This window comes from uncultured Methylobacterium sp. (assembly GCF_964242245.1).
Lineage (GTDB): Bacteria > Pseudomonadota > Alphaproteobacteria > Rhizobiales > Beijerinckiaceae > Methylobacterium.
In genome coordinates, this window is record NZ_CAXTBY010000010.1 from 1 (window position 1) to 26124 (window position 26124).

Here is a 26124-nt window from a genome sequence, read left to right on the forward strand (position 1 = left end):
CCGGCCGGCACCTCGCGCGGCTTCGGCGTCGCCGAGTTCAAGCAGATCGGCGGCTTCATCGTCGAGGTGCTCGACGGCCTCGTGGCCAGGGGCGAGGCCGGCGACGCCGAGGTCGAGGCCGCGGTCAAGCACAAGGTCCACGCGCTGACCGACCGCTTCCCGATCTACGGCTGAGGGATCGTCGCCGCACGCCCTCCCCTTCCGGGGCGGGATGCACCACGTGACCGAACGGCCGCGGACCGAGGAGGTTCGCGGCCGTTCGCACGTCTCGACCATGAGAGGTCCGCCGGATGCGGTGTCCCTATTGCGGCGGCTCCGACACGCAGGTGAAGGACTCGCGCCCGAGCGAGGACGGCGCCGCGATCCGCCGCCGCCGGGTCTGCCCGGAGTGCAGCGGACGCTTCACCACCTTCGAGCGGGTGCAGTTGCGCGAGCTCGTGGTGCTCAAGCGCTCGGGCAAGCGCGTGCCCTTCGACCGGGACAAGCTCCAGCGCTCGATCGGCGTGGCGCTGCGCAAGCGCGCGGTCGAGCCGGACCGGATCGAGCGGCTGGTCGACGGCATCGCGCAGCAGTTGGAGAGCGGCGGCGAGGCCGAGATCCCCTCCGAGACGATCGGCGCGCTGGTGATGGAGGGGCTGAAGGGTCTCGACGATGTCGCCTACGTGCGCTTCGCCTCGGTCTACAAGAATTTCCGCGAGGCCAAGGATTTCGAGGATCTCCTTGGAACGCTGGGCGAGGCGGGTGCGGCGTCGGACGATGCGCCCGCGCCGAAGCGGCGCTCCGCGCGGGCGCGCCCGTGAGCGGAGCCGATGACCGCTTGATGCGGCTCGCCCTGGCGCTGGGCCGGCGCAACCTCGGCCGCACGTGGCCGAACCCGTCGGTCGGGGCGGTGGTGGTCGCGGGCGAGGCCGGTGCCGAGCGGATCGTCGGCCAGGGCGTGACGGCGCCCGGAGGCCGTCCGCACGGCGAACCCCTGGCGCTCGCCCAGGCGGGGGACGCCGCCCGCGGCGCGACCCTCTACGTCACCCTGGAGCCGTGCTCGCATCACGGCCGCACGCCGCCCTGCACCGATGCGGTCATCGCCGCCGGCATCGCGCGCGTCGTCAGCGCCCTGGAAGACCCGGACCTGCGGGTCTCCGGCCGTGGCCACGCCGCCTTGCGCGCGGCCGGCCTCGCGGTGGAGACGGGCCTGATGCGCGCAGAAGCCCTTCGCGACCATCGCGGCCACGTCGCGCGGGTGACGCGCGGCCGTCCGAGCGTGCACCTGAAGCTCGCCCGCACGCGGGACGGCTTTGCGGCCGCCTCCGGGCCGGAGCGCCTGCGCATCACGGGCGAGGTGGCGGGCGGCGCCGTCCACCTGTGGCGGGCGCACGCGGACGCACTCATGGTCGGGATCGGCACCGTGCGGGCTGACGACCCGTCGCTCTCCGTGCGCCTGCCCGGCCTCGCGGAGCGCTCGCCGCTGCGGGTGGTCCTCGATTCGGAGCTGCGCCTGTCGCCGGCGAGCGTTCTGGTCCGCGGCGCCCGCGACGTGCCCACCCTCGTCGCCACCACCCGCCGCGCGCCGGCTCACGCCAAGCGGATGCTCGACGCGTTCGGCGTCGAGGTGGTCTGCGTCGCCGACGACGCGCGGGGCCGCGTCGACCTGCGAGCCGTGCTGGCGATGCTGGCCGAGCGCGGGGTGACCCGGCTGGCGAGCGAGGGCGGGCCGCGGCTCGCGGACGCCCTCGCCGAGGCGGACCTGATCGACGCCTGTACCCTGATCACCGGCCCGTCCGAGCTCGGCGCGCGCGGCGGCCTTCCGGCCGTCGGCCCGCACCTCGCCGGACGGCTCGCGGGCGAGACTTTTCGCGCGGTCGAGAGCCTGGACCTCGGGCCCGACCGGGCCGTCACCTACGAGCGGAGATTTCCCTAGATGTTCACCGGGCTCGTCAGCGATGTCGGCACGATCCTCAGCGTGGCGGGCGACGCGCGCCTGCGCCGGCTGACCATCCGGGCCGCCTACGATCCGGCCACCCTCGCGCTCGGGGCCTCGATCGCCTGCTCCGGGCCGTGCCTCACGGCGGTCTCGGTCGAACCGACTGGGGGCGGCTGCGTCTTTTCCGTCGATGCGGCGGCCGAGACGCTGGCCCTGACGACCGTCGGCACGTGGCAGGCCGGCACCCGGATCAACCTGGAGCGCTCGCTCAGGATCGGCGACGAACTCGGCGGCCACCTCGTCACCGGCCACGTCGACGGCGTGGCCGAGGTCGTGTCGCGCGAGAGTGTGACCGCGGGCGACTGGGGCGCGAGCGAGCGCTTCACCCTGCGGGCGCCGACGGACGTCGCCCGCTTCATCGCGAAGAAGGGCTCCGTCTGCCTCGACGGCACCTCGCTCACGGTCAACGCGGTCGCGGGCGACACCTTCTCGGTGCTGCTGATCCCGCACACCCTTCAGGTGACGACGTGGGGCGAGCGGCGGGCGGGCGACCGCCTCAACCTGGAGGTCGACCTGATCGCGCGCTACGCGGCTCGGCTCGCCGAGGCGCGCGGGAGCGATGCGTGAGTTTGGTTCAGAACGAGCGGATCGCGTTGATCGCGGCCTGTCCGAATGCCACGGCTGGTGACCTGTTCACGGTAGGCGTCGTCCTGAGAGGCCTCAAGCCATGACAGACGTTCAGATCGTCGCCTTCGTCGTCGCCCCCCTGATGGCGGTCGCCGTCGGCTTCGGTGTCGCCCTCTGGTCCCGTTACGCGGATCGATGAAGGCCCGGAAGCCCGCTCAGCGCGGCGGGATCGAGTAGGTCCCGTTCGCCTGGGCGACGAGGTCGTCGGAGCCGGGCGCCGCGATCAGCACCTCGCCGACGGCGAGCCGGCGGCCGAGCTTCAGCAGCCGCGCCTGCGCGATCAGGTCGAGTCCCGCGGGCTTGCGCAGGAAGTTGAAGGTGAGGCTCGTGGTGACGGCGAGCGCCACGGGGCCGATCTGGGCGAGGATCGCGGCGTAGAGGGCGTAGTCGGCGAGCGCCATCATCGCCGGTCCCGATAGCGTGCCGCCGGGCCGCAGGAAGCGCTCGCTGCCGGCAAGCCGCATCCGGGCCGAGAGCGGGCCGACCGCCTCCAGGTGGTAGGCCCGCCCGCCCGCGTGCATCTGCGGGAATTCCCGGTCGAGGAAGCCTTGCGTCTCGGCCAAGGTCATCATCGTGGCAGCGCTCACGGTTCCCCCCCGCCTGCACGGCCGCGCCCGAAATCGACTTCGGCCGTCTCCTGTCCCTGCGCGACGATGCCGCGGCGGATGGCGCGGGTGCGGGTGAAGAGCCGGTGCAGGGCCTCGCCGTCGCCCCAGCGGATCGCCCGGGTCAGCGCCGACAGGTCCTCGTTGAAGCGGCCGAGCATCTCCAGCACCGCCTCGCGGTTGGTGAGGAAGATGTCGCGCCACATGGTCGGGTCGGAGGAGGCGATGCGGGTGAAATCGCGAAACCCGCCGGCGGAGAACTTCATCACCTCGGATTCCGTCACCGCTTCGAGATCGGCGGCCGTGCCGACGATGTTGTAGGCGATCAGGTGCGGCACGTGGCTGGTGATGGCGAGCACGAGGTCGTGGTGCTCCGGGGTCATCGTCTCGACGACGGCCCCGAGCCCCTGCCAGAGGGCGCGCACCCGCTCGACCGCGGCCTCGTCCGTGCCCTCCGGCGGCGTCAGGATGCACCAGCGGCCGGAGAACAGCGTCGAGAATCCGGCATCCGGGCCGGAATACTCCGTGCCGGCGACCGGGTGGCCCGGCACGAAGGCGACGCTCGCAGGAAGGTGCGGGCCGACCGCGGCGACCACCGAGGCCTTGACCGAGCCGACGTCGGAGACGACCGCGCCCGCCCTCAGCCGCGGCGCCATCTCCGCCACCACGGGACCGATGGCGCCCACCGGCACGCACAGGATCACGAGGTCGGCCTGCGCCCCGCCCTCGGCGGCGTCATCCGTGACGTGGTCGGCGAGGCCGAGATCGCGCACCCGCTCGCGCACGGTCGCGTCGGCGTCGATGGCGACGATCCGCTCGGCCAACCCGTAGCGGCGGGCGCCGCGGGCGATCGACGAGCCGATCAGGCCGAGCCCGACGATCGCGAGGCAGCCCAGCGGCGGCGCGGCCGTTGCCGGCACGGACGGCTCAGGCATCCGCACCTCGCGCGAACGCGGTCAGCGCATCGAGGAAGGCGCCGTTCGCCTCGGCGCCGCCGACGGTGACGCGCAGCGCCCCCGGCAGGCCGTAGGCGGAGACCCGCCGCACGATCACGCCGCGCCCCGTCAGGAAGGCGTCGGCGTCGGCCGCCGTGCGGCCGTGCGCTTCGGGAAAGTGGACCAGCAGGAAGTTGGCGACGCTCGGCGTCACGGCAAATCCCAGCGCCCGGACGCCCTCGGTCAGCCGCGGCAGCCACGCCGCGTTGTGGGCGATGGCGGCGGCGACGTGCGCCTCGTCGGCGAGCGCCGCCGCGCCCGCGGCGATCCCGGCCGTCGACAGGTTGAACGGCCCCCGGATGCGGTTGACCGCGTCGATCACGTGGGCGGGCCCGACCATCCAGCCGATCCGCAGGGCGGCGAGCCCGTGGATCTTCGAGAAGGTGCGGGTCATCACGACGTTCTCGGCCTCGCAGGCCAACTCCAGTCCATCAGCGTAGTCGCCGGCCCGCACGTACTCGGCGTAGGCCCCGTCCAGGACGAGGAGCACGTGCGGGTCGAGCCCGGCATGCAGGCGGCGCACCTCGGAGAACGGTAGGTAGGTGCCGGTCGGGTTGTTAGGGTTGGCGATGTAGACGATCTTCGTCCGCGGCGTCACCGCGGCCAGGATGGCGTCCACGTCCGCGGTGAGGTCGCACTCGGGCGCCACCACCGCCGTGCCGCCGGCCGCCAGGATCGCGATGCGGTACACCAGGAAGCCGTGCGCGCAGAAGATGCCCTCGTCGCCGGGGCCGACATAGGCGTAGGCCAGCAGCGACAGCAGTTCGTCCGAGCCCGCGCCGCAGACGATCCGCCCCGCGTCGAGCCCGTACCTTTTCGCGATGGCCTGCCGCAGGGTCGTCGAGGTCCCGTCCGGGTAGACTTCGAGCTTGGCCGCAGCCTCCCGCATCGCGGCGACCGCCGCCGGGCTGGGCCCCAGCGGCGTCTCGTTCGAGGAGAGCTTGTGGACCTTGTGCGCCCCGAGCGCCCCGCTTTTGCCGGGCACGTAGAGGTCGATCGCCATCACGCCGGGGCGCGGCACCGGTCGGGCGAGGGAGGAGGCGGCCATTCTATCGCGATCTGAGGCAGGGCTTCTGGACAGCGCCCGTCTACAGCATTTCGAGCACTGATGAAGCAGGCGCTGCGGGATGGCGCGGCTCGCGACCCGCGAGCATCGCAGCCGCCCGCATGGCCGCTCTCGCGCAGGCCCCGAAGCCGTGGATGTGCCCGCTCCGCCGAGCGCTGCGTACTCACACCCGAAACCGCGCCGCGTGGCTTCCGGTCTCGTCCAGCGCCGTGACCTCCGCGCCGGCGCGGTCCAGTGCATCCCGGAGCTGGCGGGCACCGACGCCGCCGGGCGCGGCGAGCAGCAGCCGCTCCGCGCCGGTCTTCTCTGCGCCGGTCTTCTCCGCGCCGGCCTTGGGCTTGGCGCGGGCCACCACCTCGCCGTAGAGGTCCTGCAGGGCGCGCTCGGCCCCGGCCGTCCACGCCGCGCAGCGGACGGCATGGAGCACCCAGTCGCGCTGGATCGCGGCCGGGTCGTCGAGGGGCTTGGCCACCACGAAGACCGGGGTGCCGGCCGGATGCGTCGGCCGCTCGATGAAGGGCAGCCGCGCGATCACCTTCGGGCGGCCGGTGCCGACGAGCCCGTCCCACCATGCCTCCCCCTTCGCGCCGCCAGCCGTCGCGCGCGGGTCGAAGCGGAAGATGCCGAGGTCGCCGCGGGAGGCGGCCACCGCCTCGATCACCGCCGAGCAGGTCGGATGAGGCCGGTAGGGCACGGTGAAGCCGAAGTGGAAGCGGGCCGAATCGCGCATCGCCGGGTCGCCGCCGGAGATGTCGGCGTGCACCGAGAACGGCGCCTGCACGAAGGTGAAGGTCGCGATGATGACGCGCCAGATGCCCTCCACCGTGTCGAGGGGTAAAAGCCCGCGGTGGCGCTCGGCCACGCGCCGCATCATCGCGGCCTCGCGCCCGGGACGGAAGGCGGAGCCCGAGGCCGAGGTGCCCTTCACCGCGATCAGGCGGTCGATGATCCCGCCGCGCTGGATCAGCAGGGCGTGCATCTCGGCGTCGATCCGGTCGATCTCGGCCCGCAGCGCGGCGAGATCCTCCGGCGGCGTCGCGTCTCGTTTGGAAAAGCGCATGGTGTGACGGGCTGAGGTCGGTTTCGGCTGGGCGCGCCTGGAAGCGTCTCACGAACTGCCCCAGGGTGCCTCGAATGCCAGGGACAGGACCGGCGGCGCCTGGCGCTTGGCGAGAATCTCTTAGGGCCCGCAACGCCGAAGGGCCAGCGCCCGGCCCACGCGCACCTGACGGCCGCGCCGATGGGGCGGGAGCGATCGTGCCCTTTCGTTGACGCATGAGGGCGCGCACATTACCTCGGTGCTGCGGCGGGCGCGGGAGGCCTGGGGTCTCGCAACCCTTTCAGCGAGCCCGACAAGAAGCCGTTTCCAGATCCGCCATGGACAATCCCCTCGACACCGCTCGGCGTCCGGAGCCCGAGCCCGAAGGCCGCGAGCGGTCCCAGGCCCGGGAGCCCGCGGGCCTCGTCGCCCGGTTCGGCACCGACCGGCCGCTGGCGATGGATTCGGGTGCGCAGCTCGCGCCGTTCCAGGTCGCCTATCAGACCGCCGGCACCCTCAACGCCACGCGCTCGAACGCGGTGCTGATCTGCCACGCGCTTACCGGCGACCAGCACTTCGCCCAGCCCCATCCGGTCACGGGGAAGCCCGGCTGGTGGCAGACGCTGGTGGGCCCGAGCAAGCCGATCGACACCGACCGCTACTTCGTCGTCTGCGCGAACGTGATCGGCTCCTGCATGGGCTCGACCGGGCCGGCCTCGACCGACCCGGGCACGGGCCGCGCCTACGGCCTCGACTTCCCGATGGTCACGATCCGCGACATGGTCCGCGCGCAGGCGATGCTGCTCGACCACCTCGGGATCGCCGACCTGTTCCTGTGCATCGGCGGCTCGATGGGCGGGATGCAGGTGCTGCAATGGGCCTCGCTCTATCCCGAGCGCGTGTTCGCGGCGATGCCGATCGCGACGGGCGCGCGCCACTCGGCGCAGAACATCGCCTTCCACGAGGTCGGCCGGCAGGCGATCATGGCCGACCCCGCCTGGGCCGACGGGCGCTACCTGGAGGCCGGCACCCGGCCGTCGAAGGGTCTCGGCGTCGCGCGGATGGGCGCGCACATCACCTACCTGTCCGAGCCCGCGCTCCATCGGAAGTTCGGCCGCCGGTTCCAGGGCGGCACGGCGCCGACCTTCTCGTTCAACGCCGACTTCCAGATCGAGAGCTACCTGCGCCACCAGGGCCTCAGCTTCGTCGAGCGGTTCGACGCCAACGCCTACCTCTACCTCACCCGGGCGATGGACTACTTCGACCTCGCGGCCGACCACGGCGGCGTGCTCGCCAACGCCTTCCGGGCGACCCGAACCCGGTTCTGCGTGATCGCCTTCACCTCCGACTGGCTGTTCCCGACCGCCGATTCCCGCGCGATCGTGCATGCGCTCAACGCGGCCTCGGCGCCCGTCGCCTTCGTCGAGGTCGAGAGCGACAAGGGCCACGACGCCTTCCTCCTCGACGAGCCGACCTTGTTCTCGGCCGCGCGCGGCTTCATCGACGCGGCCGCCCGGGCGCGCGGCCTGTGAGCGAGCGCGACGCGCAGGCGATCACCTTCGGAGACGCGGCCTCCGGCACGCCCTGGGAGGCGGCAGCCGACCTGCCGCGGGCAGCCGGGACGGGGGGAACCCGGGTCGATCACCTCGTGGTGCTCGGCCTCGTGCCGCCGGGTGCCCGCGTCCTCGACATCGGCTGCGGCGACGGCTCGCTGCTGGCGCTGCTGCGCGACCGCCGCGGGGTCGACGGGCGCGGCATCGAGCTGTCCCGCGAGGGCGTCAACGCCTGCTTGGCCCGCGGCCTGCCGGTGATCCAGGGCGATGCGGACACCGACCTCGAAAACTATCCCGACGACGCCTTCGACGTGGTGGTGCTGTCCCAGACCATCCAGGCGACGCGCAATCCGCGCCTCGTGCTGGAGCACCTGCTGCGCATCGGCCGGCAGGTGGTGATCTCGTTCCCGAACTTCGGCCACTGGCGGGTGCGCACCGAACTCGCCTTCCGGGGCCGCATGCCGATCACCGAGATCCTGCCCGAGGCGTGGTACGAGACCCCCAACATCCACCACTGCACGATCCGCGACTTCGTCGGCCTGTGCCGCGTCGTCGGCGCCCGCATCGAGAAGGCGGCCGCGCTCGATGCGCGCGGTCGCCCGATGCGGTTCTCGATGCCGTGGTGGTTCTGGAACCTGATCGGCGCGCAGGGGGTGTTCCTGCTGCGGCGGGGGAGCCCACCGCGGACCTGAGGGCGAACCGTCAATGCCCGTTCAGGAAGTCCAGCATCGCGGCGTCGAAGCGCTCGGTCGCCTCCATGTGGACGAGGTGGCCAATGCCCTCGAACACGATCGCCTTGCCGTCACGCATCCGCGCCGCGAGCGCCTGCGCGTTCTCGGCGTTGCGGCCCATCTTGGCCGCGAGCTCCGGCGGGGCGTAGGGCTTTCCGGGCGCGTTGCGGTCGGCCGCCCCCATGATGAACAGCGTCGGGACGTGAAGCAGCGGGATCTCGTGGACGACCGGCTGGCCCCAGATCATCGTGTAGGAATTGACGAAGGACTGAAGCCAGCGCGGATACTCGCCCGCACCCTTGACCCGCTCGCGGACTTCCACGAACGGCGCGATCGCCGATTCCGGAAGCGACAGAGCGTAGCTCGTCATCAACTGCTTGCGGTAGGCCGCCGCCGTCAGTTCACCCTCGCGCCTGAGCAGGGTGTCGTTGTCGACCGGCGGCACGCTGAAGCGGTAATCCTCCAGGCCGAGCGGCGCCTCCAGGACGAGGCTGTTGACGCGATCCGGCGCGGTGCGGGCAAGCCGCACCGCGAGCATCCCGCCCATCGAGTGGGCCACTACGTCGACGCGGCGCAGACCGAGGCTGTCGAGGAGACCGAGCGTGTCGGCGGCCATCCGGTCGAAGCTGAACGGGCCGACGGGCTTCGCGGACTTGCCGAAGCCGAGCTGGTCGGGGACCACCACCCGGTAGCCGGCTCCCGACAGCGCCGCGATCACCGGCGCCCAGTAGCTCGCCGGGAAGTTGCGCCCGTGCAGCAGCAGCGCCGTGCGCCCGTTGGCGGCGGCGGTCGGCGCCACGTCCATGTAGGCGAGGCGCTGGGCCTCCCCGTCGCGGGAGAGCGCAAGGAAGCGGACCGGGTACGGGTATGCGAAACCCTCCAGGCCGATGCCGAGAGGCTGCGTCGCGTCCTGTCCGCGTGCCGCCATCGGCAGCAGGGGGAGCAGGGCGAGCAGCAGGGTTGCAGGACGCATGATGGGCACTCCGGGTCGGATCGATCCGGACCGTGACATAGGGCGCACGCCGTGCCGCGAAGGCCGGGATTCCGCGAGTGCGTCGATGACCGGCGCGCGGGCCGCGCCATCGCCCCGACCGCCGCGACCTCACCCGCGGGCGGGCGGTTCAGGCGCTATGTCCCTCACCATGTCCCTCGCGGACCTGCCTGTTGCCGCCGCGAACCGCTATGGCCGACGCGGCGCGGGACGGTTCGCGACGGCCGACGCGTTGCCTGGGACACAGGACAGCAGGGTGCAGGACAGCCAAGTGCAGGACGGTCGAGGGCGGGACGAAGCGACCCAAGCGGGTAAGATACAGGACGGACTGCCGGTGCGCGAGCGCCTGCTGGCGATGTCGGCGGTGGGGCTTGCCATGACGATGGCGGTGCTCGACGGGGCGATCGTCAACGTCGCGCTTCCCGTCATGGCCAAGGACCTCGCGGTCGAGCCGTCGGCGGCGATCTTCGTGGTCAACGGCTACCAGATCGCGGTGACGGCGGCGCTCCTGCCCCTGGCCTCGCTGGGCGACATCCTGGGATACCGGCGGGTCTACCTCGCGGGGCTCGCCGCCTTCGTGGCGGCCTCGCTCGCCTGCGCCCTGGCCCCGAGCCTCGGGTTCCTGATCGCCGCGCGCCTCGCGCAGGGCTTGGGGGCGGCAGGGGTGATGAGCGTCAACATCGCGCTCGTGCGCTTCATCTACCCGAACCGGATGATCGGCCGCGGCGTCGGCAACGTCGCGCTCATCGTCGCCGTCGCGTCCGCTGCCGGCCCGACGGTGGCCGCCGCGATCCTGTCGGTGGCCTCCTGGCCCTGGCTGTTCCTGGTGAACCTGCCGGTCGGCCTGCTCGCGCTCGCGGTCGCCTCACGGACGCTGCCGACGACGCCGCGGAGCGGTGGGCGGTTCGACGGCCTGAGCGCGGTGCTCAACGCCCTCACCTTCGGCCTGCTGATCGTCGGCATCGACCGCCTCGGCGACGCGGGAGCACACGCCTGGGCGCTCGCCGAGATCGCGGGGGCGCTGGTGATCGGCGCGGCCTTCGTCTGGTACCAAGTGCGGCTGCCCGCACCCCTGCTGCCCGTCGACCTCCTGCGGATTCCCGCCTTCGCCCTCTCGATGGCGACCTCGATCAGTGCGTTTGCCGCGCAGATGATCGCCTACATCTCGCTGCCGTTCTACTTCCAGGACGTGCTGCACCTGTCCGGCACGCGGACCGGCTTCCTGATGACGCCCTGGCCGATCGCCATCGCGACGATGGCGCCGGTCGCCGGCCGGCTGGCCGACCGCTACCCGCCGGGCCTGCTCGGGGGCATCGGTCTGGCGCTGATGGCGGCGGGCATCGCAAGCACGGCGCTGCTGCCGGCGGCCCCCACCACCCTCGACATCGCGTGGCGCCTGACGCTCTGCGGCCTCGGCTTCGGGCTGTTCCAGACCCCCAACAACAAGGTCATCATCACCAGCGCCCCGCGCGAGCGCAGCGGCGGGGCGAGCGGCATGCAGTCGACCGCCCGGCTCACCGGCCAGTCCCTCGGCGCGGCGCTGGTCGCCGTGGTCTTCGGGCTGACGCAGGGCGCGGGCGCGGATCGCGCCGTCGTGGTGGCGCTGTGGTCCGCGGTGGCGCTCGCGGGCCTCGGCGCCTGCGCCAGCGTCCTGCGCCGGGGGCCGGGCGGGTAGACGTGCACGATCCGTTCGGTGCCCGCGCATGCCACCGGACCCGAGGTGGTGCGTTGACCGGGCGGAACAGGACGGATCATCGGCGATGGATATGGACCTGACGGGCCGGCGCGCCCTCGTGACCGGTTCGACCGGCGGCATCGGCTTCGGCATCGCCCGGACGCTCGCGGGCCTCGGCGCCAGCGTCGGCATCAACGGACGCACGCGCGAGCGCGTCGAGGCCGCGGTCGCCAAGCTGCGCGCGGAAACCGGGGCGGGCGAGGTGTTCGCCGCCGCGGCCGACGTCTCGACGGCCGAGGGCGTCGATGCGCTGCTCAAGGGACTGCCGACGATCGACATCCTGGTCAACAACACCGGCATCTTCGAGCCGAAGCCGTTCTTCGAGATTCCGGACGCCGACTGGCAGCGCTTCTTCGACGTGAACGTGATGAGCGGCGTCCGCCTGTCGCGCGCCTACGCGCCGGGCATGGTCGAGCGCGGCTGGGGACGCATCGTCTTCATCGCGAGCGAGTCGGCGATCAACATCCCCGTCGAGATGGTGCATTACGGGATGACCAAGACCGCCCAGCTCGCGGTCGCGCGGGGGCTGGCCGAGACCGTGGCCCGCACCGGCGTCACGGTGAACAGCGTGCTGCCCGGCCCGACGCTGTCGGAAGGCGTGGCCGCGTTCATGACGCGGATGGCGGAGGGCGCGGATTCGGCCGACCTCGACGCGATCGGTCGCCGCTTCATCGCGGAGCACCGCCCGACCTCGCTGATCGGGCGTCTTGCCGGCGTCGACGAGGTGGCCAGCATGGTGGCCTACGTCTGTTCCCCGGCCGCGAGCGCGACGAGCGGCGCGGCGCTCCGGGTCGACGGCGGCGTCCTGCGCGGCATCGCGTGATGGTTGACCCGCGGGGCGGCTTCGGCGCCGCCCCGTTCGATCGCGTTCGCCCGAGACCTGTCGTGCGGTCCAGCGATCGGGCCTTGGAAGCGGCTCAGGACTTCAGGTGGGCGGCCAAGTGCTTGTTCATCTCGAACATGCTGCACTTGTCCTTGCCGAAGATCTTCTTGAGCTTGTCGTCGGCGAGGATCTCGCGCTTGTTCTCGGGATTCTGAAGCTTGTGCTTCTTGATGTAGTCCCAGACCTTACTGACGACCTCGCCGCGCGCGATCGGGCTGGTGCCGACGATGGCGCCGAGATCGGCCGAGGGCTTGAGCGGCTGCTGGAGCGCGTTCGGCTTGGCCCCGGCCGGGGCCTTGGTCGCCTTGGGCGCGGCCTTCGTGGTCGCAGGCTTTGCCGCCTCGACCTTGGTCGCCTCAGGCTTGGTCGCCTTCGCCGCCTTGGGCGCGGCCTTTTCCGTCGTCTTGGTCGCCATGGGGTTCCTCCGGTTCTCACTGCGAGCGCAAACGTGACAACCCCGCAGCAGGGCGTAGCATAGCAGCAACAACTAAACGCTGCCGCGGGCGTTCCAAGGGGAAACAGGAACAGTTCCCGCGCCCATCCACAGGGCGTATCCGAAGGCTGGCCCCGGGCGCATGAATTCCGGACCTCGAAACCCCGTCCTCACCACAGTCCGCGCAGGGTGCCGGCATGCTCAGCACCGCCCGCGCCGCCGCGCGCCTGCGAGCGCTCGCCCCCGTCTGCGATCCCGGGGTCGGCATCGCCGCGGAGATCGATCCGCCCGCCGACGCGCGCCCGGGCGCCGGCCCGGTCTGAGACGGCGCGCGTCGGCGCCGCGCCGCGAACCGGCCACCCGCTCGGGCGTTGGCGCTGCTCATGCCGACGCTTGCCGGGCCGGCTCCGCACCGAGGGAACCCTTCGCCTCAGCATGTCGGACCTCACGCCGTTGACCCTCGACAGCACCGCCCACATCATCCAGGTGGCGCTGACACCCGTCTTCCTGCTCTCGGGCATCGCGACCCTGCTCAACGTGTTCGGGGCGCGCCTCGCCCGCGTGGCGGACCAGGCCGAGCGGGTCTCGGGGCTGCTCGCCGGCGCCACGGAGCTGGAGCGCGGGACGATGGGACGGCGGCTCGACCGGCTGCGGCTGCGATCGCTCCTGCTCGATGCCGCGGTGATCCTCGCGGCGCTCGCCGGGGTCTCGACCTGTGGCGCGGTGCTCACGCTGTTCGTGGGGGCGCTGCGCGACGCCACCGTGGCGAGCGTGCTGTTCGGCTCGTTCGGCGCGGCGATCCTCTGCACCCTGTGCGCGCTCGTCGCCTTCGGCGTCGAGGTGCTGCTCGCGAGTCGCGGCGTCCGCGACCGCGTCGCCCAGCGGCGCCTCGACGCCGAAGCAGGTTCCGAGGCCTGATCGGCCGCGGAACCAGCGGCACCCGCGGGCTTTCCCTCTCGACGGAGTGGCCTTCCCATCGCGGAGGATGACAGATGCCGACCGAACTGCCGAACGAACGCAGCATCCGCAAGCCCGGTTCGATGGAGCTCGATCCGTCGGGCGAGGGCGTCGCGATCGACGAGACCGCTCGGCTGATCGCCTCGAACAAGGTCGAGGGCACGGCGGTCTACGACCGGGCCGGCACCCATCTCGGGGCGGTGCACAACTTCATGGTCGACAAGGTCTCGGGCCAAGTCGCCTACGCCGTGCTCGCCTTCGGCGGGTTCCTGGGGCTGGGCGAGAACCACCATCCCCTGCCGTGGAAGGCGCTGACCTACAGCGTCGAACTCGGCGGCTACGTCGTCGACATCGACCGCGACACCCTGGCCGGCGCGCCGAGCCACGGTCCCGGCGAGGACGGTTTCTCGAATCCCGCCTATGGCGGTCGTCTCGACGACTACTACGGCCGGCGCGCGCCGACGGCCTGAGCCCGACCGTCGGGAACAGTCAAGAACAGCGGTGGTCGACCGGTCACCGCTCCCGGTTCAGGATCAGCGAAAGGGTCAGAACTTGCCGCCGAGGCCGACGCTGCCGCCGGGCGTGAGCGCGGGCGTCATTCCGCTGGAGCCCGAGCGGGAGGCGGTCTCGCCCTCGATCTCGTCGCGGCCGATGCGGCGGGACCCGTCGCTGCCCGCGCGTGCCGCGTTGCGCTTGTCCTTGGGCAGGTCGAGGCTGCGCGTCGGCGCGGTCTGAAGCGGCTGGCCGTCCGCGTCGACGTTGGCGGTGCGCGCCGCGCGGCCGGGCAGGTTGCCGCGCAGCGACGGCGGCGGCCCGACCTCGGTGGCCGGCATCACGCCGCCTCCGCCCCCGAGCGCGCCGCCGAGGGCTTGGCAGCCGGCAAGCGCGGTCGCGAGGCACAGGGCGGCGGCGATTACCGACGCCGGCCGGCGCGGCCGGAACGAGGCAGGCGAGGGCGTGGCTGGCACGGACATGGGCGCGATCCTGTTCCACCGACCGTCGGCGTCGATCACGCGGCCGGGTTCGTCGGGCGGCTGTCTACGGTGCGGTTGGGGCGAAAACCAGACGGCGGAAAGGCGTCCCGGCGATTTGCCGGGCCTGCGGGACCGCAGCCCGGCCCGGAACTTGCCGCCCTCGACCCCGCCGCCGGGTTCACAACTTTGCCTTGGTGCTGCGGCACCCAGGCGCCGTCGGCCCGGAGGAACTGCCCGATACGGCCACGGTTGGGCCGTCGCGACGCCATCACCCGAGGAACCTGCGTGACCACAACGATCCGGATGATCGCGACAGCGACGATCACCCTTTGGGGCGCCGCTCTCACCGGGGCCGCGACGGCGCAGACGAACGGGGATGCCCCGCCCGCCGTCCCGCAGCAGCAGGGGACGCCCGCGACCGTCCTCGACACGCAGGATTACGAGAGCCTCCTCGGCAAGAGCGTGCGCAGCGCCAACGGCGACGAACTCGGCCGCGTGATCGACCTGATCATCGACAAGGAGGGGCGGCCCCGCGCAGCGATCATCGATTTCGGCGGCTTCCTCGGCGTCGGCTCGCGCAAGATCGCCGTCGATTGGCGGGCGCTCCGCTTCACCTCGGACGGCAAGGTCGGCCGCCTGTCGCTGCAGCTCAGCCGCAACCAAGTCCGCGTCTCGCCCGAGTACAAGGCCGGGGAGCCGATCGTGGTGCTCGGACCCGCGAGTCCCGGCCCGAACGAGGGCGATCCGACGGCAGCGGCCGCGCCGATGCCGGCCGCGCCCGCCACGGGTCCGGCGCCTCCGCCCGCCAAGCCCGCGCCTGACAGGTCTTCGGCCGACAAGCCGACGACCGACAAGGTGCCCGACAAGGTGCCCGATAAGTGACGGTGGCCCGGACGAAGGACCGTCGCGTCATCCCCGCGCGCGAGGCGCAGCGCCCGCCCCGCCCCGACCACGAGCTCCGCGGCCGGCCCGTCCGGCTGCGCGAGACCGTCGCGGAGCCCGCGGGGGACGCGAAGCCCGTCTCCACCGGGCCCTCGCGCGCGAGCCGCCGCGGCCTCGACGCCTTCGCCTTCTTCGTCGCCAACCTCCAGACCGGCTTCGGACCGTTCCTGGCGGTCTACTTCACGCAGTCGAAGTGGACGCAGGCCGACATCGGCTTCGCGCTCACCGTCGGCAGCCTCGTCAGCCTGCTCGGCCAAGTGCCCGGCGGCGCCTTCGTCGACGCGATGCGTTCCAAGCGCTTCGCCGCGGGGGTCTCGGTGGCGGCGATCTCCGGCAGCGCGCTGGCGCTGGCGCTCTGGCCGAACTTCCTCATCGTCCTGATCGCGATGGCCGCGCACGCGGCGGCGAGCTGCATCCTGACGCCGGCGATCGCCGCGATCAGCATCGGGCTCGTGGGTCACGACCACGCCGGCGAGCGGCTCGGGCGCAACGCCAGCTTCCAGGCGATGGGCAACGCGCTCGCCGCGGCCGGCATGGGCGCCTGCGGCTACTACCTCTCGAACGACGCGGTGTTCTACCTCACGGCGGTCCTCGTCGTGCCGACGATCATGGCGCTCTCCGCGATCCGCGCCGACGAGATCGGCCATGGGGTGAGAACCCGGGAGGCCGGGCCCGCGGACCTACGGGCGGGCGGCGTGCGCGCGCTGCTCACCAACCGGGCGCTCCTGAGCTTCGCCGCCTGCATGACGCTGTTCTTCCTCGCCAACGCGGCGATGCTGCCGCTCGTCGGCAGCGTCCTGACCCTGCGGGCGAGCGAGACCGCCACCGCGCTCGTCGCCGCCTGCATCATGGTCCCCCAGGCGGTGCTCGCGCTCCTCGCCCCCGCCGTCGGCCGGGCCGCCGAGCGCTGGGGCCGCTATCCGATCCTGCTCGCGGGCTTCGCCGCGCTGCCGGTTCGGGGCCTGCTCTTCGCCTATACCGGAAACCCCTACCTGCTGGTCGCAATCCAGGTGTTCGACGGCGTCTCGGCGGCCGTGCTCGGCGTGATGGTGCCGCTCGTCGTCTCCGACCTGACCCGCGGGACGGGACGCTTCAACCTCGCGCTCGGCGCGGTCGGCACCGCCATGGGCGTCGGCGCCGCGCTCTCGACCGCGCTCGCCGGGCTGATGGCCGACCGGCTCGGCAGCCACGCCGCCTTCCTCGGCTTGGCGACGGTGGGTGCCGCGGCCTTGATCCTGGTCGCCCTGATCATGCCCGAAACCCGGCGCAGGGACGCACCGTGAGGCGCGGGCGGCATCGGATTCGCATACGCCAGATCCGCGGGCCGGGACGTTCCCGACGCGCCGACATCAGGCCTTCACGATGAAGCCCCATCAGGCGCGTGGACGGTCTTCTCCGCGGAGGCGGGACCGCTTGCGCTCAACCGCCGTTCAGCGTCCGTCGATAAAACGCCTGCCCACGGGCGGGGCTCTGCAACGTATGGCGACGTCGTTGCGTTGCTCCGCCGAGGATTTTCGCAGTGCGCGTCGCGTCGTCGTCCCGCCCGCCTTCCATCCGCCGGCCCTCCGCGTCGCCTGAAATCGAGATGCTCATCGCGATGGAAGACCTCTGCCAATACGCCGACCGGCCCTTCGCGTTCGTCGGCCGCTACCTCAGGCGCCGCGCCCTCCCGCACGCCGTCATCCTCGCCGCGGTGCTCGGCGCGGTCGGCTTCTCGGTCTCGACCGACTACGCCCTCAAGGGCGTGGTCGACGCGCTCAGCAAGGGCCCGCAGGCCGGGCTGATCTGGGGGGCGCTCGCGGTTCTCATCGCCTTCATCGCCGCCGACAACATGCTCTGGCGGGTGGCCTCGCTGGTCGGCTCCTTCACCTTCGTCGGCGTCACCGGCGACATCCGCCGCGACCTGTTCCGGCACATGACGGGGCACTCGCCGAGCTTCTTCGCCGACCGGCAGCCGGGTACGCTCGCGTCCCGCATCACCGCGACCTCGAACGCGATCTTCACGGTCGAGAACATGTTCGTGTTCAACGTGATGCCGCCGTGCGTGGCCGCCTTCGGCTCGATCCTCTACATCGGCACCGTCAACCTCACGATGGCGCTGGTGCTCGCCGGCATCTTCGCCGCCGTCGTCGTGCTGATGTTCAAGATGGCGGCGGCCGGCAAGCCGCTCCACCACGACTTCGCCTCCAAGGCCGCCTCCGTCGACGGCGAGATGGTGGATCTCGTGGGCAACATGCCGCTGGTGCGCGCCTTCTCGGCGTTCAAGCGCGAGTACCAGCGCTTCGACGGCACCATCGGCGTCGAGATGCGCGCGCGCCGCTCCTCGCTGCTCTACCTCGAGAAGCTCAGGATCGTGCACGCGATCCTCACCGTGCTCGCGGTGCTCGGCCTGCTCTACTGGGCGATCACCATGTGGGAGGCGGAGCAGGCGACCAACGGGCAGGTGGTCCTCGTCTGCACGCTCGGCATCCGCATCCTCGCCGCCACCCGCGACCTCGCCGTGGCCCTCGTCGACGCGACGCAGCACACCGCGCGCCTGTCGGAGGCGCTGCACACCCTGCTCCAGCCGCACGACCTGATCGACCATCCGGAGGCCGCGCCGCTCTCGGGCAGCGGCGCCAAGATCGATTTCCAGCACGTCGCCTTCGCCTACCCGGACGGGCGCTCGGTGTTCACCGACTTCGACCTCGCGATCGAGCCGGGCCAGCGCGTCGGCCTCGTCGGCAAGTCCGGTGGGGGCAAGTCGACGCTCTTCTCGCTGATCCAGCGCTTCTACGACGCCAAGGGCGGCAAGATCCTGATCAACGGCCAGGACATCGATCGGGTGACGCAGGACAGCTTGCGCGAGGCGATCACGGTCGTGCCCCAGGACGTGTCGATGTTCCACCGGACGCTGCGCGAGAACATCCGCTACGGCCGGCCCGAGGCCTCTGACCAAGACGTGTGGAAGGCGGCCGAGGCCGCGCACTGCACGGACTTCATCAACGCCCTGCCGGAGGGCTTCGACACGATCGTCGGCGACCGCGGCGTGAAGCTCTCGGGCGGCCAGCGCCAGCGCATCGCCATCGCCCGCGCGATCCTCAAGGACTCGCCGATCCTGCTCCTCGACGAGGCCACCTCGGCGCTGGACGCCGAGTCCGAGGAGGCGATCCGCCACGCGCTCGCCAACCTGATGAAGGGCCGCACCGTCATCGCCATCGCCCACCGCCTCTCGACGCTGAAGGATTTCGACCGGATCGTGGTGCTGGAGGGCGGGCGCATCATCCAGGACGGTTCCCCGGACAAGCTCACCCACCTCGACGGGTTCTACCGCGAGCTGATGAAGAAGGAATCGATGGGCATGGCGCTCGTCGCGGCGTGAGGGAGCCTATCTCGTGACGAAGGCGGTGCCCGGCCCCGAGCACCATCGCGTCCGTCAGGCCACCTTCATCGCCCTGAACATGAATCGCTTGGCCTCGTCGTCCATCTCGGCCTTGAAGGCGTGGCGCCCCTTCAGGGCCTCGGCCCGCCGAGCGGCCGGTCGCGCGTTGACCGTGCCGAGCAGCCGCCCCACGTTCGGGAATTCCAGGATCGCGTCCTCGCCCAGCACGAAGGGCAGCATCCGCGCCCAGCCCCAGACCGCCATGTCGACGATGCCGTATTCGGCGAGCATGAAGGCGCGGCCGGAAAGGTGCGCGTCGAGCACGCCCCAGTGGCGGCGCGCCTCGAACACGTAGCGCTCGGCGGCGTAGCCGGCCCGCTCGTCTTGCGGGGCGAAGTGGCGGAAGTGGACGCACTGGCCCGAGAACGGCCCGATGCCGGTGGCCACGAACATCAGCCAGGACAGCATCTCACCCCGCGCCGCCTCGCCGTGGGGCAGGAAGGCGCCGGCCTTCTCGGCCAGATGCAGGAGGATCGCGCTCGAATCGAACACGGTGGCGTCGCCGTCGACGATCGCCGGCACCTTCGCGTTCGGATTGATCGCGGCGTAGGCGCCCGCGAACTGCTCGCCCCTGCGGGTGTCGACCGGGATCGGCTCGTAGGCGAGCCCCGTCTCCTCCAGGCAGAGCGCCACCTTCATCGGGTTCGGCGAAAGGTTGTAGTAGAACCGGATCATCGGCCATCCTGCCTGCTTCGGACGCACCGCGGTTCGGCACGCCGGCCTTGTAGCCCATCGGCGCAGGCCGAGGGCACCCGGGAGGGACGACATCGTGACGGCCCTGTCGCGCCTGACCGCCGCCGCGATCGCCTCGACGGCCTGGGCGGGTCTCGGGATCCAGTTCGCCTCCACCTATGGCCGCAGCGGATCGATGTCCGGGACGCTCTGGGCCATGCTGCGGTACTTCACGGTCACGACGAATCTCGCTGCGGCGATCCTGCTCACCGGATTAGCCGCGAGCGTCGCGGCCTGCGTCGCGCCGCGTGTGCTCGCCGGCATCGCCCTGGCGATGGGGCTCGTCGGCATCGTCTACCACACGCTGCTGCGTGGCCTGCTCGCCGTCAGCGGCGGCGATGCCATCGCCGACCGGCTTCTGCACGCGGCGATGCCCGTGATGGTGCCGCTGTTCTGGCTCGCCTTCGTGCGGAAGGGCGCGCTCGGCCGCAGCGACCCGTTTCTGTGGCTGCTCTATCCGGCGCTGTACTGGCTCTACGCGCTGGCCCGCGGGCTGGCGGATGGCCGCTACGCCTATCCGTTCCTCGACGCCGAACGCCTCGGCTGGGGACGAACCGCCCTGAACGGTGTCTGCCTCGCGCTGGGCTTTCTGGCGGCCGGCTTCGCCCTCGTCGGCCTCGACGCCACCCTCGGGCGCCGGGCGCGCTGACCGCGCCCTATTCCACCACCACCTTGTAGCTCTGCCCCGGCTTGACCGGCACGCCGCGCTCCAGCCCGTTGAGGACGAGGAAGCGCTCCAGCGCCCGGTCCGGCACGGCCATGCGGCGGGCGAGATCCTCCGCGCTCGCGGACGGCGCGCTCACGATCTGAAGGCGGAGCGGCTTCAGCGCCGCGGCCTCAGCGGGTGACACCGCGGCGAGGCTCTCGATCCAGCGGCGGAAGGCGGCCTCCGGGTCCGTCGCGCCCCTGGCCGCCATGATCATCCGGAAGGTCGCGTCGCCGACGCGGATCGCCGCCAGCCGGAAGGTCCAGTCCTTGCCGCGCGAGAGCGCCGTCGCCGCCGGGTGGCCGCCGACCGTCCGGGTCTCGAACGAGCCTGGATCGATCGTGTCGTTCCAGGTCGCCCTGAGCACCGCGTCGAGGCCCTGGTCCGCCGCGGCCTCGACCTGATCGAACAGCAGACGCCGGCTGCCCTCGCCGGTGGTGCCGAGCACCGCGCTGCGAGTGTTCTCGATAGACACGCCGTCCGGCACCTCGAAGGCGATGCCGAGGCCCGGGTGGACGAAGCGGCGCCCGCGCACCGCGCCGTCGCCGGGATTGTCGCCGTAGACGACTCCGTCGATAGCCGCGAGGTACGCCGTCCGGTCGTCGGTTCCGATTCCCGGAGCGCCCGTCCGGCGGGCCGCGCGGGTGACGAGGCCGATGCGCTCGGCGGTGCCCGGATGGGTCGCGAGCATGTCGGTCTCGGACGGCCTGCCGCCGGACTTCAGTTCCAGCGTCCGGTTCAGCGCGGTGAGGAACCGGCCGGCGCCGAAAGGGTCGTAGCCGGCCTTGGCGAGCGTGCGCACGCCGGCCGCATCCGCCTCGAGCTCCTGCTCGCGGGAGAAGCGGGCGAGCGCGAAGCGGGACTGGCTCTGCAACTGCGCCCCGGTCACGGGATCGTTGAGCACGTCGGCCACCACGCGGCTCACGAGCTGGGACCTCAACTCCAGTTCGGTCCGGGCGGTGGCGTGGCTGAGTGTGACGTGGGCGATCTCGTGGGCCAGCACCGCGGCGATCTCCGAGGTGTCGCTGGCCAGCGCCACGAGCCCTCGGGTGACGTAGAGCCGGCCGCTCGGCAGGGCGAAGGCGTTGACCACGGGCGAATCGAGCAGCGTCACCGCGTAGGTCTGGTCCGGCCGGTCGCTCGCCCGGACCAGCCGGTCGGTGACCTCGGCGAGCAGGTGCAGGGTGGCGGGCGCCCGGTACTCGCCGCCGAAGGAGGCCACGAGCTTGAGGTGGTCGGACTCGTTGGCGGTGTGCGCCCGGCCGGTGGTGCGCGGCGCCCCGGCGGGCACCGCGACGGCGGCGGGCGCCAGCACGGTGCCGGTCTGCTCGCCCGCGCAGGCCGAGAGGGCGAGCAGCAGCGCGAGGCCGGCGACCGCGGACGGCTTCACCGCGCCGCGCCGCTCCGCGAAGCCGCACCCGTTGACGTCCCCAACGCCCGCCATGCCGTTCAGCGCCGCAGCGCCCGCTCCCTGTCCGTGCCCGCGCCGGAGGCCGCCGTCGGCGGCTCCTCCAGCACCTCGATCATCTCCGGCACCACCACGTCGAGGCTCGCGCCGCGCCGGACCTCGACGACGCCGCGCACCCGCACCGGCCTGCCCCGGAGGCGGTCCGCACTCAAACCATGTTCGAGCATCCTGCGCCAAGTGCGTTTCGACACCGTCACCGTGAGACCGTCCGCGCCCTGGGCCACGAAGTCCAGGTAGGTCCGCGCCGGGCGCTCGCCGACGTGGCGGACGATGCCGCGGACCACCACGAACCGGCCGGCCGCCTCGCGCAGGGCCGCGCCGTCCCCCGCCTCCGTCACGGGTCGGCGCCAGAGGCCGAGCGTGCCCGCCCGCGCGGTCTCCTCGACGGCGAGCAGGGCGGGACGGCACAGGGCGTCCCCCTCCCCCGCGTCGGCCAGGGCCAGCCCGGCACCGATCAGGCCGCCCGCGAGATCGACGGTCCGATCCTCGGCCTCCGCCGTCGCGTCGATCCGCCCGCGGCCCCAGCGGTCCGGCTCGCCGCGGGCGACGACCGTGAGCCTGCGGCCGCGATGGGCCATCAGCCAGTCCGTCGCGGCCTTCGCGGCGTCCGGGTCGTCGGGCCAGCGCAGCGATCCGAGCACCGCGCGCGCGCCGGACCCGAGCACGATCTCGCCGCGCGGTCCGACGGCTTCGAGGACCTCCTCGCGCGCCGCGGCGGGGCGGCACTCGGCCGGCCCCGACCGCGGCGCGGCCCGAGCCGAGGTCGCGGCCAGCACGAGGGCGCACAGGCCCGCCGCGAGCCCCCGCATCATCCTGCCCGCGCTCCCTTCCACGACACCCCTCCCCGCATCGGCTCCGTCGCGCGATCGATGATGGCGCGGATCGCGCCCGCACCGGCAGGGACGGGCACGATCCGTCTCACGGGCAACGGCCGCCGATCCGGTTGGCCTCGCCCGGCGAGGGTGATACAGAGGCCACGGTACGTCTCCGTAGCTCAGCTGGACAGAGCACAGGTTTCCTAAACGCAAATTGGGCGCCGCATCGGGAAACCGCGCGGCGGATCCGCTCAAATTCGGGGAACGCTCCCGGCGCCGCGCGCGCCCTGCCGATCCCGAGCCAAGCCCGCGCACGCCACGCACGGGAAGGTGTAGAGACTAGACGGGCGGCACCTAAGGGCTCCTCCGGGCGCCTAGGGCGAAGGGATAGTCCAGGCCACGAACGCGGGCTCCGGCCCGCGGCGGCGAAAGCCGAAGTGGTATGAAACCTGGGGTCGCAGGTTCGAGCCCTGCCGGGGACGCCACCAGCCACGAAGGCCTTGACCCGCCTGAAACGCTGCCGACGTCGGTGCCTCGCAGCCACGTCCGATCGCGTTGCACTCGGTCGTGCCTCGAAGTCGTTGCTTCGCCGCGCTCTCCATCGCCGAACCGGCGTCCAGTTCGGCGGGGCGCGCTCCGGCCGTCGCCGGTCCTGGCATCCGGCGATGCGACCGCCGCAGTCGAGCCGACGCCGGGGGGAAGCGCATTTCCGCCGCTATGTTTCAGGAGAACGCGTGGGCTGAGCGGAGGTGCGAGATGGAAGCGAGCGGCGTGATACGGGCGGACGCGCCCAGGCGCTCGGCGAGGGAAGCCTACCTTCACGTGCTGGCCGCGCTCATGCTGCGCGACATGCGCACGCGCTTCGGCGGGTCGCACTGGGGCTACGCGATCGTCGTGCTGTGGCCGGTCGTCCACGTCTTCATGCTGGTGCTCATCTACGTCCTGCGCAACCTGCCCGCGCCGATCGGGGACAACCGACCCCTGTTCTTCGCCAGCGGCGCTGTTCCCGTGCTCGCATTCCAATACATCTCGCGCGAGGTGATGAAAGCGGTCATAGCGAACCGGCCGCTCACGTACTATCCGCAGGTCAAGCTGTTCGACGTCCTCTTCGCGCGCATCCTCGTCGAGATCGTAACCGGCTTCCTGGGATTGCTGACGGTCTTCGCGATCCTCGTCGCCAGCGGGGTCAATCCGGTGCCCGTCGCGCCGTTCACCGCCATGTGCGGCTACCTCGCGGCGATCCTGCTCGGCATCGGGGTCGGAACGATCAACGTTGCCATCATAGCCTTCTTTCCTGCCTGGATGATGGGCTTCATCCTGTTCACGATCATCATTTACATCACCAGCGGCGTGATGTTCTTGCCGAATTTTCTACCAGAGCCAATCTACCAAGTACTCAAATATAATCCAGCGGTACAAGTCATCGAGTGGGTTCGCCTCGGTTACTATCCTGATCTTCCTGTGACGGTCGATTATGCCTACACCGTCCTGTTCGGATTGACGTGTCTGACGATCGGATTGTTCCTGGAGAAGCACGTCATTCGGAAATTGACCTGATCCGTAGGGTGCCCGGCGGAGAGATCGGTGCGATGTCTCCGGGAAGCCCGTCGCGTCCCGAAGGAAGCGCCGGGCGTCACGTGGGACCATCCCACCGCCCGTCGTCGGAACGCCGGCGGCATGGTCAAGGCCATCGCCGTCGGACGGCGAGGAACCGCCGAGCCATCACGGGCTCGGATGTCAGATGCGGCGGCCGGAGCCATCCGGATCAGCGCCCACCACCTCGATCAGCATCGCGTCCGTGCGCGGCCGGCCGTACTCGTCGATGACCTCGACGCTGGCCCGATGCGTGCCAGGGGACAGGTCGGCCGGCAGCCGCATCGTCCAGATGTGCGTCGAGGGCTCGGCCTTGACCCACGGCTTCTTCGTCGCAGCGTTGCGGGCGTAGACCTGCTCGACGAAGGGGTCCGGGCGGCGCACCTGCCGCATCGCCATCGGCGGCCGATCGCCGATCCGGCAGGTCACCCGGGTCTTCGGGCCGCCGTCGAAGACGTTGACGACGAGGTCGGTCGCGCCGGCGGCCTCCGCCGGGATGGGGGAGCCGAGCAGTTGCTGGACCGTGTAGTCGCGGGCGACCTCCGGGTTGCGGCCGTGGAACTGGCTCTCCAGGCAGATCCGCATGGCGCGCTCGGGCTCCGCCGCCGGCACGAGCCGGGTGGCGTAGCGGGCGCCGTCGACCGAAAGCACGTGGTAGCCGTTCGGATTGCCGTCCCGGCTGTCGGCGCAGGCGATGCCGCGGCGGTCGAGGGGGCCGCTCCACCACGAGCCGGAGACGGCGGTCAGCACGTGGTGGTGGTGCGCGCCGTCGACCCCGAGGTAGTGGTGCTCCGTCGTATGGGTGTGCCCGGCCACGCTCAGGCTCGGCCGACCGGCGAGCAGCGCGAGGAGCGCGTCCCGGTCCGCGGTGGTGTTGGCCGGGTCGCTCGGTGCGGTATCGGTCACCAGCGGGATGTGCATCGCGACGACGACGAGGCGGTCGGGTGGCGTCCCGCGCAGGACGTTGGCGACGAAGGCGAGTTGGCGCTCGCCGAAGCGGCCCTCGTAGCGCCCGCCCTGGCCCGGCCGGTCCGTCGCGACGCCGAGGTAGCGCACGTTGTCGAGCATCAGGAACAGGGCCGCGCCGTGATGGAAGGCGTAGTAGGGCGCGCCGTAGACCCGCTTGAAGGTCTCGCGGCTCTCGCCCGCGTCGGGCGCCTCGAAGTTGAGGTCGTGGTTGCCGCCGATGTGCCACCACGGGATGCCGACGCCGCCGATCAGCCGGTTGTAGCGGGGATAGAGCGCGAGGTCGTCGAACATGATGTCCCCCGTCGTCATCCCGAAGGCGGCGCGGGTGCCCAGCACCCCGGCCACCGCCGTGTCGCGGACGTAGCCGAGTTCGGCCGCGCTCTCGGGCTGGGGATCGGTGAACAGGATCACGTCGAAGGCCGACGCTTCCTCGGCGCGGGTCAGGCCGAAATCCACCGAGGCCGGCAGCGGACCGGTCGGGTCGATGCCGCGGAAGCGGAGTTCGAGGTCGGGGCGCGTGCCGCCCGGCTGGTGGATGTAGGAGAAGCGCGGCAGGTTGTTGCCGTCGCAGGCGACGCGCCAGCCCGCGGGCTTGACCACGAAGATCACCGATCCATCCTCGACGGGCAGGGCATAACGGCCCTCGCGGTCGGTTCGGACGACGTCACGCCCGTTCGAGACCATCACGTCGGCGATGCCGGCATCGCCCGGCTGCCGGCGCCCGGTCCCGGACCGGTCCTCGAACACGATGCCGGTCACCGTGCCCGAGGGGGCGCCTTCGGCCCGCACAGGTCCGGCCAGCGCGATGCCGACCGCGGCCCCGAGGGTGGCGACCGCCTCGCGCCGCGTGGGCCCGGCATCGGCGGCATCCGTCATCGCTGTCTCCCTGGCATCCGAGGACGTCGACCGGT

General features: G+C 72.0%; 26 protein-coding genes and 1 pseudogene. 16 read left to right on the plus strand and 11 right to left on the minus strand.

All coding sequences use genetic code 11. From position 1 onward, the window contains the following. The 4 genes and pseudogenes from glyA to ACFE8Y_RS04340 all read left to right on the plus strand — a co-directional run. A pseudogene (glyA, locus tag ACFE8Y_RS04325) lies at positions 1 to 174 on the plus strand (serine hydroxymethyltransferase); the annotation flags it as partial. A 116-nt stretch (positions 175 to 290) separates the two neighbouring features. Beyond that, positions 291 to 800, plus strand: a complete 510-nt coding sequence (gene nrdR, locus ACFE8Y_RS04330; protein WP_375463164.1) for a transcriptional regulator NrdR — start codon at positions 291 to 293, stop codon at positions 798 to 800. Between the two features lie 20 nt (positions 801 to 820). Continuing rightward, entirely contained in the window at positions 821 to 1915 is a 1095-nt protein-coding gene (ribD, locus tag ACFE8Y_RS04335) for a bifunctional diaminohydroxyphosphoribosylaminopyrimidine deaminase/5-amino-6-(5-phosphoribosylamino)uracil reductase RibD (RefSeq protein ID WP_375463165.1), read from the plus strand. Further along, on the plus strand, positions 1916 to 2545 hold the full coding sequence (locus ACFE8Y_RS04340) for a riboflavin synthase (protein ID WP_375463166.1): 630 nt from the start codon (positions 1916 to 1918) through the stop codon (positions 2543 to 2545). It begins immediately after the preceding gene. Positions 2546 to 2760: 215 nt separating this feature from the next. Here ACFE8Y_RS04340 and ACFE8Y_RS04345 read toward each other — a convergent pair whose 3' ends face one another. From ACFE8Y_RS04345 to ACFE8Y_RS04360, 4 genes are all read right to left on the minus strand, one after another. Next, the gene (locus ACFE8Y_RS04345; RefSeq protein WP_375463222.1) at positions 2761 to 3174 is read right to left on the minus strand and encodes a PaaI family thioesterase; all 414 of its coding nucleotides are present in this window, start codon (positions 3172 to 3174) and stop codon (positions 2761 to 2763) included. Between the two features lie 14 nt (positions 3175 to 3188). Continuing rightward, the gene (locus ACFE8Y_RS04350; protein ID WP_375463167.1) at positions 3189 to 4145 is read right to left on the minus strand and encodes a prephenate/arogenate dehydrogenase family protein; all 957 of its coding nucleotides are present in this window, start codon (positions 4143 to 4145) and stop codon (positions 3189 to 3191) included. Next, positions 4138 to 5253 carry a pyridoxal phosphate-dependent aminotransferase gene (locus tag ACFE8Y_RS04355; RefSeq protein WP_375463168.1) on the minus strand — a complete coding sequence of 372 codons (1116 nt, stop codon included), beginning with the start codon at positions 5251 to 5253 and terminating at the stop codon, positions 4138 to 4140. Before ACFE8Y_RS04355 ends, ACFE8Y_RS04350 begins: the two co-directional genes overlap by 8 nt. 181 nt (positions 5254 to 5434) lie before the next feature. Next, the gene (locus tag ACFE8Y_RS04360) at positions 5435 to 6331 is read right to left on the minus strand and encodes a chorismate mutase (protein ID WP_375463169.1); all 897 of its coding nucleotides are present in this window, start codon (positions 6329 to 6331) and stop codon (positions 5435 to 5437) included. A 317-nt stretch (positions 6332 to 6648) separates the two neighbouring features. On the opposite strand from ACFE8Y_RS04360, the gene ACFE8Y_RS04365 reads away from it, so the two are divergent. Next, positions 6649 to 7842 (plus strand): homoserine O-acetyltransferase, encoded by a 1194-nt coding sequence (locus tag ACFE8Y_RS04365; RefSeq protein WP_375463170.1) that lies wholly within the window; start codon positions 6649 to 6651, stop codon positions 7840 to 7842. A gap of 20 nt (positions 7843 to 7862) precedes the next feature. Beyond that, positions 7863 to 8555 carry a methionine biosynthesis protein MetW gene (gene metW, locus ACFE8Y_RS04370; RefSeq protein ID WP_375463223.1) on the plus strand — a complete coding sequence of 231 codons (693 nt, stop codon included), beginning with the start codon at positions 7863 to 7865 and terminating at the stop codon, positions 8553 to 8555. A gap of 10 nt (positions 8556 to 8565) precedes the next feature. On the opposite strand, the gene ACFE8Y_RS04375 is transcribed toward metW, so the two are convergent. Next, positions 8566 to 9567, minus strand: coding sequence for an alpha/beta hydrolase (locus tag ACFE8Y_RS04375; RefSeq protein ID WP_375463171.1), 1002 nt, complete (start codon positions 9565 to 9567; stop codon positions 8566 to 8568). 373 nt (positions 9568 to 9940) lie between these two features. Here ACFE8Y_RS04375 and ACFE8Y_RS04380 point away from each other — a divergent pair, with 373 nt between their 5' ends. Together ACFE8Y_RS04380 and ACFE8Y_RS04385 are read left to right on the plus strand one after the other, a co-directional pair. Continuing rightward, the gene (locus ACFE8Y_RS04380; RefSeq protein WP_375463224.1) at positions 9941 to 11260 is read left to right on the plus strand and encodes an MFS transporter; all 1320 of its coding nucleotides are present in this window, start codon (positions 9941 to 9943) and stop codon (positions 11258 to 11260) included. Positions 11261 to 11345: 85 nt separating this feature from the next. Next, positions 11346 to 12143: an SDR family NAD(P)-dependent oxidoreductase gene (locus ACFE8Y_RS04385; RefSeq protein WP_375463172.1), complete on the plus strand. Its 798-nt coding sequence runs from the start codon at positions 11346 to 11348 to the stop codon at positions 12141 to 12143. A gap of 94 nt (positions 12144 to 12237) precedes the next feature. On the opposite strand, the gene ACFE8Y_RS04390 is transcribed toward ACFE8Y_RS04385, so the two are convergent. Then, positions 12238 to 12618: an SWIB/MDM2 domain-containing protein gene (locus ACFE8Y_RS04390; RefSeq protein ID WP_375463173.1), complete on the minus strand. Its 381-nt coding sequence runs from the start codon at positions 12616 to 12618 to the stop codon at positions 12238 to 12240. A gap of 215 nt (positions 12619 to 12833) precedes the next feature. Here ACFE8Y_RS04390 and ACFE8Y_RS04395 point away from each other — a divergent pair, with 215 nt between their 5' ends. The 3 genes from ACFE8Y_RS04395 to ACFE8Y_RS04405 all read left to right on the plus strand — a co-directional run bounded on the left by ACFE8Y_RS04395 (position 12834) and on the right by ACFE8Y_RS04405 (position 14063). Beyond that, positions 12834 to 12959 carry a hypothetical protein gene (locus tag ACFE8Y_RS04395; protein ID WP_375463174.1) on the plus strand — a complete coding sequence of 42 codons (126 nt, stop codon included), beginning with the start codon at positions 12834 to 12836 and terminating at the stop codon, positions 12957 to 12959. 112 nt (positions 12960 to 13071) lie between these two features. Continuing rightward, positions 13072 to 13554 carry a DUF2721 domain-containing protein gene (locus ACFE8Y_RS04400; RefSeq protein WP_375463175.1) on the plus strand — a complete coding sequence of 161 codons (483 nt, stop codon included), beginning with the start codon at positions 13072 to 13074 and terminating at the stop codon, positions 13552 to 13554. 74 nt (positions 13555 to 13628) lie between these two features. Then, a complete protein-coding gene (locus ACFE8Y_RS04405; RefSeq protein WP_375463176.1) occupies positions 13629 to 14063 on the plus strand; it encodes a PRC-barrel domain-containing protein in 435 nt (144 codons plus the stop codon). A 75-nt stretch (positions 14064 to 14138) separates the two neighbouring features. Here ACFE8Y_RS04405 and ACFE8Y_RS04410 read toward each other — a convergent pair whose 3' ends face one another. Continuing rightward, positions 14139 to 14567, minus strand: a complete 429-nt coding sequence (locus tag ACFE8Y_RS04410; RefSeq protein ID WP_375463177.1) for a hypothetical protein — start codon at positions 14565 to 14567, stop codon at positions 14139 to 14141. A gap of 285 nt (positions 14568 to 14852) precedes the next feature. On the opposite strand from ACFE8Y_RS04410, the gene ACFE8Y_RS04415 reads away from it, so the two are divergent. From ACFE8Y_RS04415 to ACFE8Y_RS04425, 3 genes are all read left to right on the plus strand, one after another. Then, complete coding sequence (locus ACFE8Y_RS04415) at positions 14853 to 15449, plus strand: PRC-barrel domain-containing protein (RefSeq protein ID WP_375463178.1); 597 nt, start codon at positions 14853 to 14855, stop codon at positions 15447 to 15449. Next, complete coding sequence (locus tag ACFE8Y_RS04420) at positions 15446 to 16792, plus strand: MFS transporter (RefSeq protein ID WP_375463179.1); 1347 nt, start codon at positions 15446 to 15448, stop codon at positions 16790 to 16792. Before ACFE8Y_RS04415 ends, ACFE8Y_RS04420 begins: the two co-directional genes overlap by 4 nt. Before the next feature lie 314 nt (positions 16793 to 17106). Beyond that, positions 17107 to 18870 (plus strand): ABC transporter ATP-binding protein, encoded by a 1764-nt coding sequence (locus tag ACFE8Y_RS04425; protein ID WP_375463225.1) that lies wholly within the window; start codon positions 17107 to 17109, stop codon positions 18868 to 18870. A gap of 54 nt (positions 18871 to 18924) precedes the next feature. Here the strand turns inward: ACFE8Y_RS04425 and ACFE8Y_RS04430 are convergent, their stop codons facing one another. Then, positions 18925 to 19605, minus strand: a complete 681-nt coding sequence (locus ACFE8Y_RS04430) for a glutathione S-transferase family protein (protein WP_375463180.1) — start codon at positions 19603 to 19605, stop codon at positions 18925 to 18927. Positions 19606 to 19699: 94 nt separating this feature from the next. Here ACFE8Y_RS04430 and ACFE8Y_RS04435 point away from each other — a divergent pair, with 94 nt between their 5' ends. After that, the gene (locus tag ACFE8Y_RS04435; RefSeq protein WP_375463181.1) at positions 19700 to 20311 is read left to right on the plus strand and encodes a Pr6Pr family membrane protein; all 612 of its coding nucleotides are present in this window, start codon (positions 19700 to 19702) and stop codon (positions 20309 to 20311) included. A gap of 7 nt (positions 20312 to 20318) precedes the next feature. On the opposite strand, the gene ACFE8Y_RS04440 is transcribed toward ACFE8Y_RS04435, so the two are convergent. After that, complete coding sequence (locus ACFE8Y_RS04440; RefSeq protein WP_375463182.1) at positions 20319 to 21812, minus strand: M48 family metalloprotease; 1494 nt, start codon at positions 21810 to 21812, stop codon at positions 20319 to 20321. A 5-nt stretch (positions 21813 to 21817) separates the two neighbouring features. Continuing rightward, positions 21818 to 22648: a pentapeptide repeat-containing protein gene (locus ACFE8Y_RS04445; RefSeq protein WP_375463183.1), complete on the minus strand. Its 831-nt coding sequence runs from the start codon at positions 22646 to 22648 to the stop codon at positions 21818 to 21820. Between the two features lie 759 nt (positions 22649 to 23407). Between ACFE8Y_RS04445 and ACFE8Y_RS04450 the strand changes: the two genes are divergently transcribed. After that, positions 23408 to 24208 carry an ABC transporter permease gene (locus ACFE8Y_RS04450; RefSeq protein ID WP_375463184.1) on the plus strand — a complete coding sequence of 267 codons (801 nt, stop codon included), beginning with the start codon at positions 23408 to 23410 and terminating at the stop codon, positions 24206 to 24208. Between the two features lie 180 nt (positions 24209 to 24388). On the opposite strand, the gene ACFE8Y_RS04455 is transcribed toward ACFE8Y_RS04450, so the two are convergent. Then, positions 24389 to 26089, minus strand: coding sequence for a calcineurin-like phosphoesterase C-terminal domain-containing protein (locus ACFE8Y_RS04455; RefSeq protein ID WP_375463185.1), 1701 nt, complete (start codon positions 26087 to 26089; stop codon positions 24389 to 24391). Positions 26090 to 26124 lie beyond the last annotated feature (35 nt).

Excerpts from the sequence above, each read along its gene's own strand:
- nrdR (WP_375463164.1), top strand. The coding sequence starts at position 291 with ATGCGGTGTCCCTATTGCGGCGGCTCCGACACGCAGGTGAAGGACTCG.
- ribD (WP_375463165.1), top strand. The coding sequence starts at position 821 with ATGCGGCTCGCCCTGGCGCTGGGCCGGCGCAACCTCGGCCGCACGTGG.
- ACFE8Y_RS04340 (WP_375463166.1), top strand. The coding sequence starts at position 1,916 with ATGTTCACCGGGCTCGTCAGCGATGTCGGCACGATCCTCAGCGTGGCG.
- ACFE8Y_RS04345 (WP_375463222.1), bottom strand. The coding sequence starts at position 3,174 with ATGACCTTGGCCGAGACGCAAGGCTTCCTCGACCGGGAATTCCCGCAG.
- ACFE8Y_RS04350 (WP_375463167.1), bottom strand. The coding sequence starts at position 4,145 with ATGCCTGAGCCGTCCGTGCCGGCAACGGCCGCGCCGCCGCTGGGCTGC.
- ACFE8Y_RS04355 (WP_375463168.1), bottom strand. The coding sequence starts at position 5,253 with ATGGCCGCCTCCTCCCTCGCCCGACCGGTGCCGCGCCCCGGCGTGATG.
- ACFE8Y_RS04360 (WP_375463169.1), bottom strand. The coding sequence starts at position 6,331 with ATGCGCTTTTCCAAACGAGACGCGACGCCGCCGGAGGATCTCGCCGCG.
- ACFE8Y_RS04365 (WP_375463170.1), top strand. The coding sequence starts at position 6,649 with ATGGACAATCCCCTCGACACCGCTCGGCGTCCGGAGCCCGAGCCCGAA.
- ACFE8Y_RS04375 (WP_375463171.1), bottom strand. The coding sequence starts at position 9,567 with ATGCGTCCTGCAACCCTGCTGCTCGCCCTGCTCCCCCTGCTGCCGATG.
- ACFE8Y_RS04380 (WP_375463224.1), top strand. The coding sequence starts at position 9,941 with ATGTCGGCGGTGGGGCTTGCCATGACGATGGCGGTGCTCGACGGGGCG.
- ACFE8Y_RS04385 (WP_375463172.1), top strand. The coding sequence starts at position 11,346 with ATGGATATGGACCTGACGGGCCGGCGCGCCCTCGTGACCGGTTCGACC.
- ACFE8Y_RS04390 (WP_375463173.1), bottom strand. The coding sequence starts at position 12,618 with ATGGCGACCAAGACGACGGAAAAGGCCGCGCCCAAGGCGGCGAAGGCG.
- ACFE8Y_RS04395 (WP_375463174.1), top strand. The coding sequence starts at position 12,834 with ATGCTCAGCACCGCCCGCGCCGCCGCGCGCCTGCGAGCGCTCGCCCCC.
- ACFE8Y_RS04400 (WP_375463175.1), top strand. The coding sequence starts at position 13,072 with ATGTCGGACCTCACGCCGTTGACCCTCGACAGCACCGCCCACATCATC.
- ACFE8Y_RS04405 (WP_375463176.1), top strand. The coding sequence starts at position 13,629 with ATGCCGACCGAACTGCCGAACGAACGCAGCATCCGCAAGCCCGGTTCG.
- ACFE8Y_RS04410 (WP_375463177.1), bottom strand. The coding sequence starts at position 14,567 with ATGTCCGTGCCAGCCACGCCCTCGCCTGCCTCGTTCCGGCCGCGCCGG.
- ACFE8Y_RS04425 (WP_375463225.1), top strand. The coding sequence starts at position 17,107 with ATGGAAGACCTCTGCCAATACGCCGACCGGCCCTTCGCGTTCGTCGGC.
- ACFE8Y_RS04430 (WP_375463180.1), bottom strand. The coding sequence starts at position 19,605 with ATGATCCGGTTCTACTACAACCTTTCGCCGAACCCGATGAAGGTGGCG.
- ACFE8Y_RS04440 (WP_375463182.1), bottom strand. The coding sequence starts at position 21,812 with ATGGCGGGCGTTGGGGACGTCAACGGGTGCGGCTTCGCGGAGCGGCGC.
- ACFE8Y_RS04445 (WP_375463183.1), bottom strand. The coding sequence starts at position 22,648 with ATGATGCGGGGGCTCGCGGCGGGCCTGTGCGCCCTCGTGCTGGCCGCG.
- ACFE8Y_RS04450 (WP_375463184.1), top strand. The coding sequence starts at position 23,408 with ATGGAAGCGAGCGGCGTGATACGGGCGGACGCGCCCAGGCGCTCGGCG.
- ACFE8Y_RS04455 (WP_375463185.1), bottom strand. The coding sequence starts at position 26,089 with ATGACGGATGCCGCCGATGCCGGGCCCACGCGGCGCGAGGCGGTCGCC.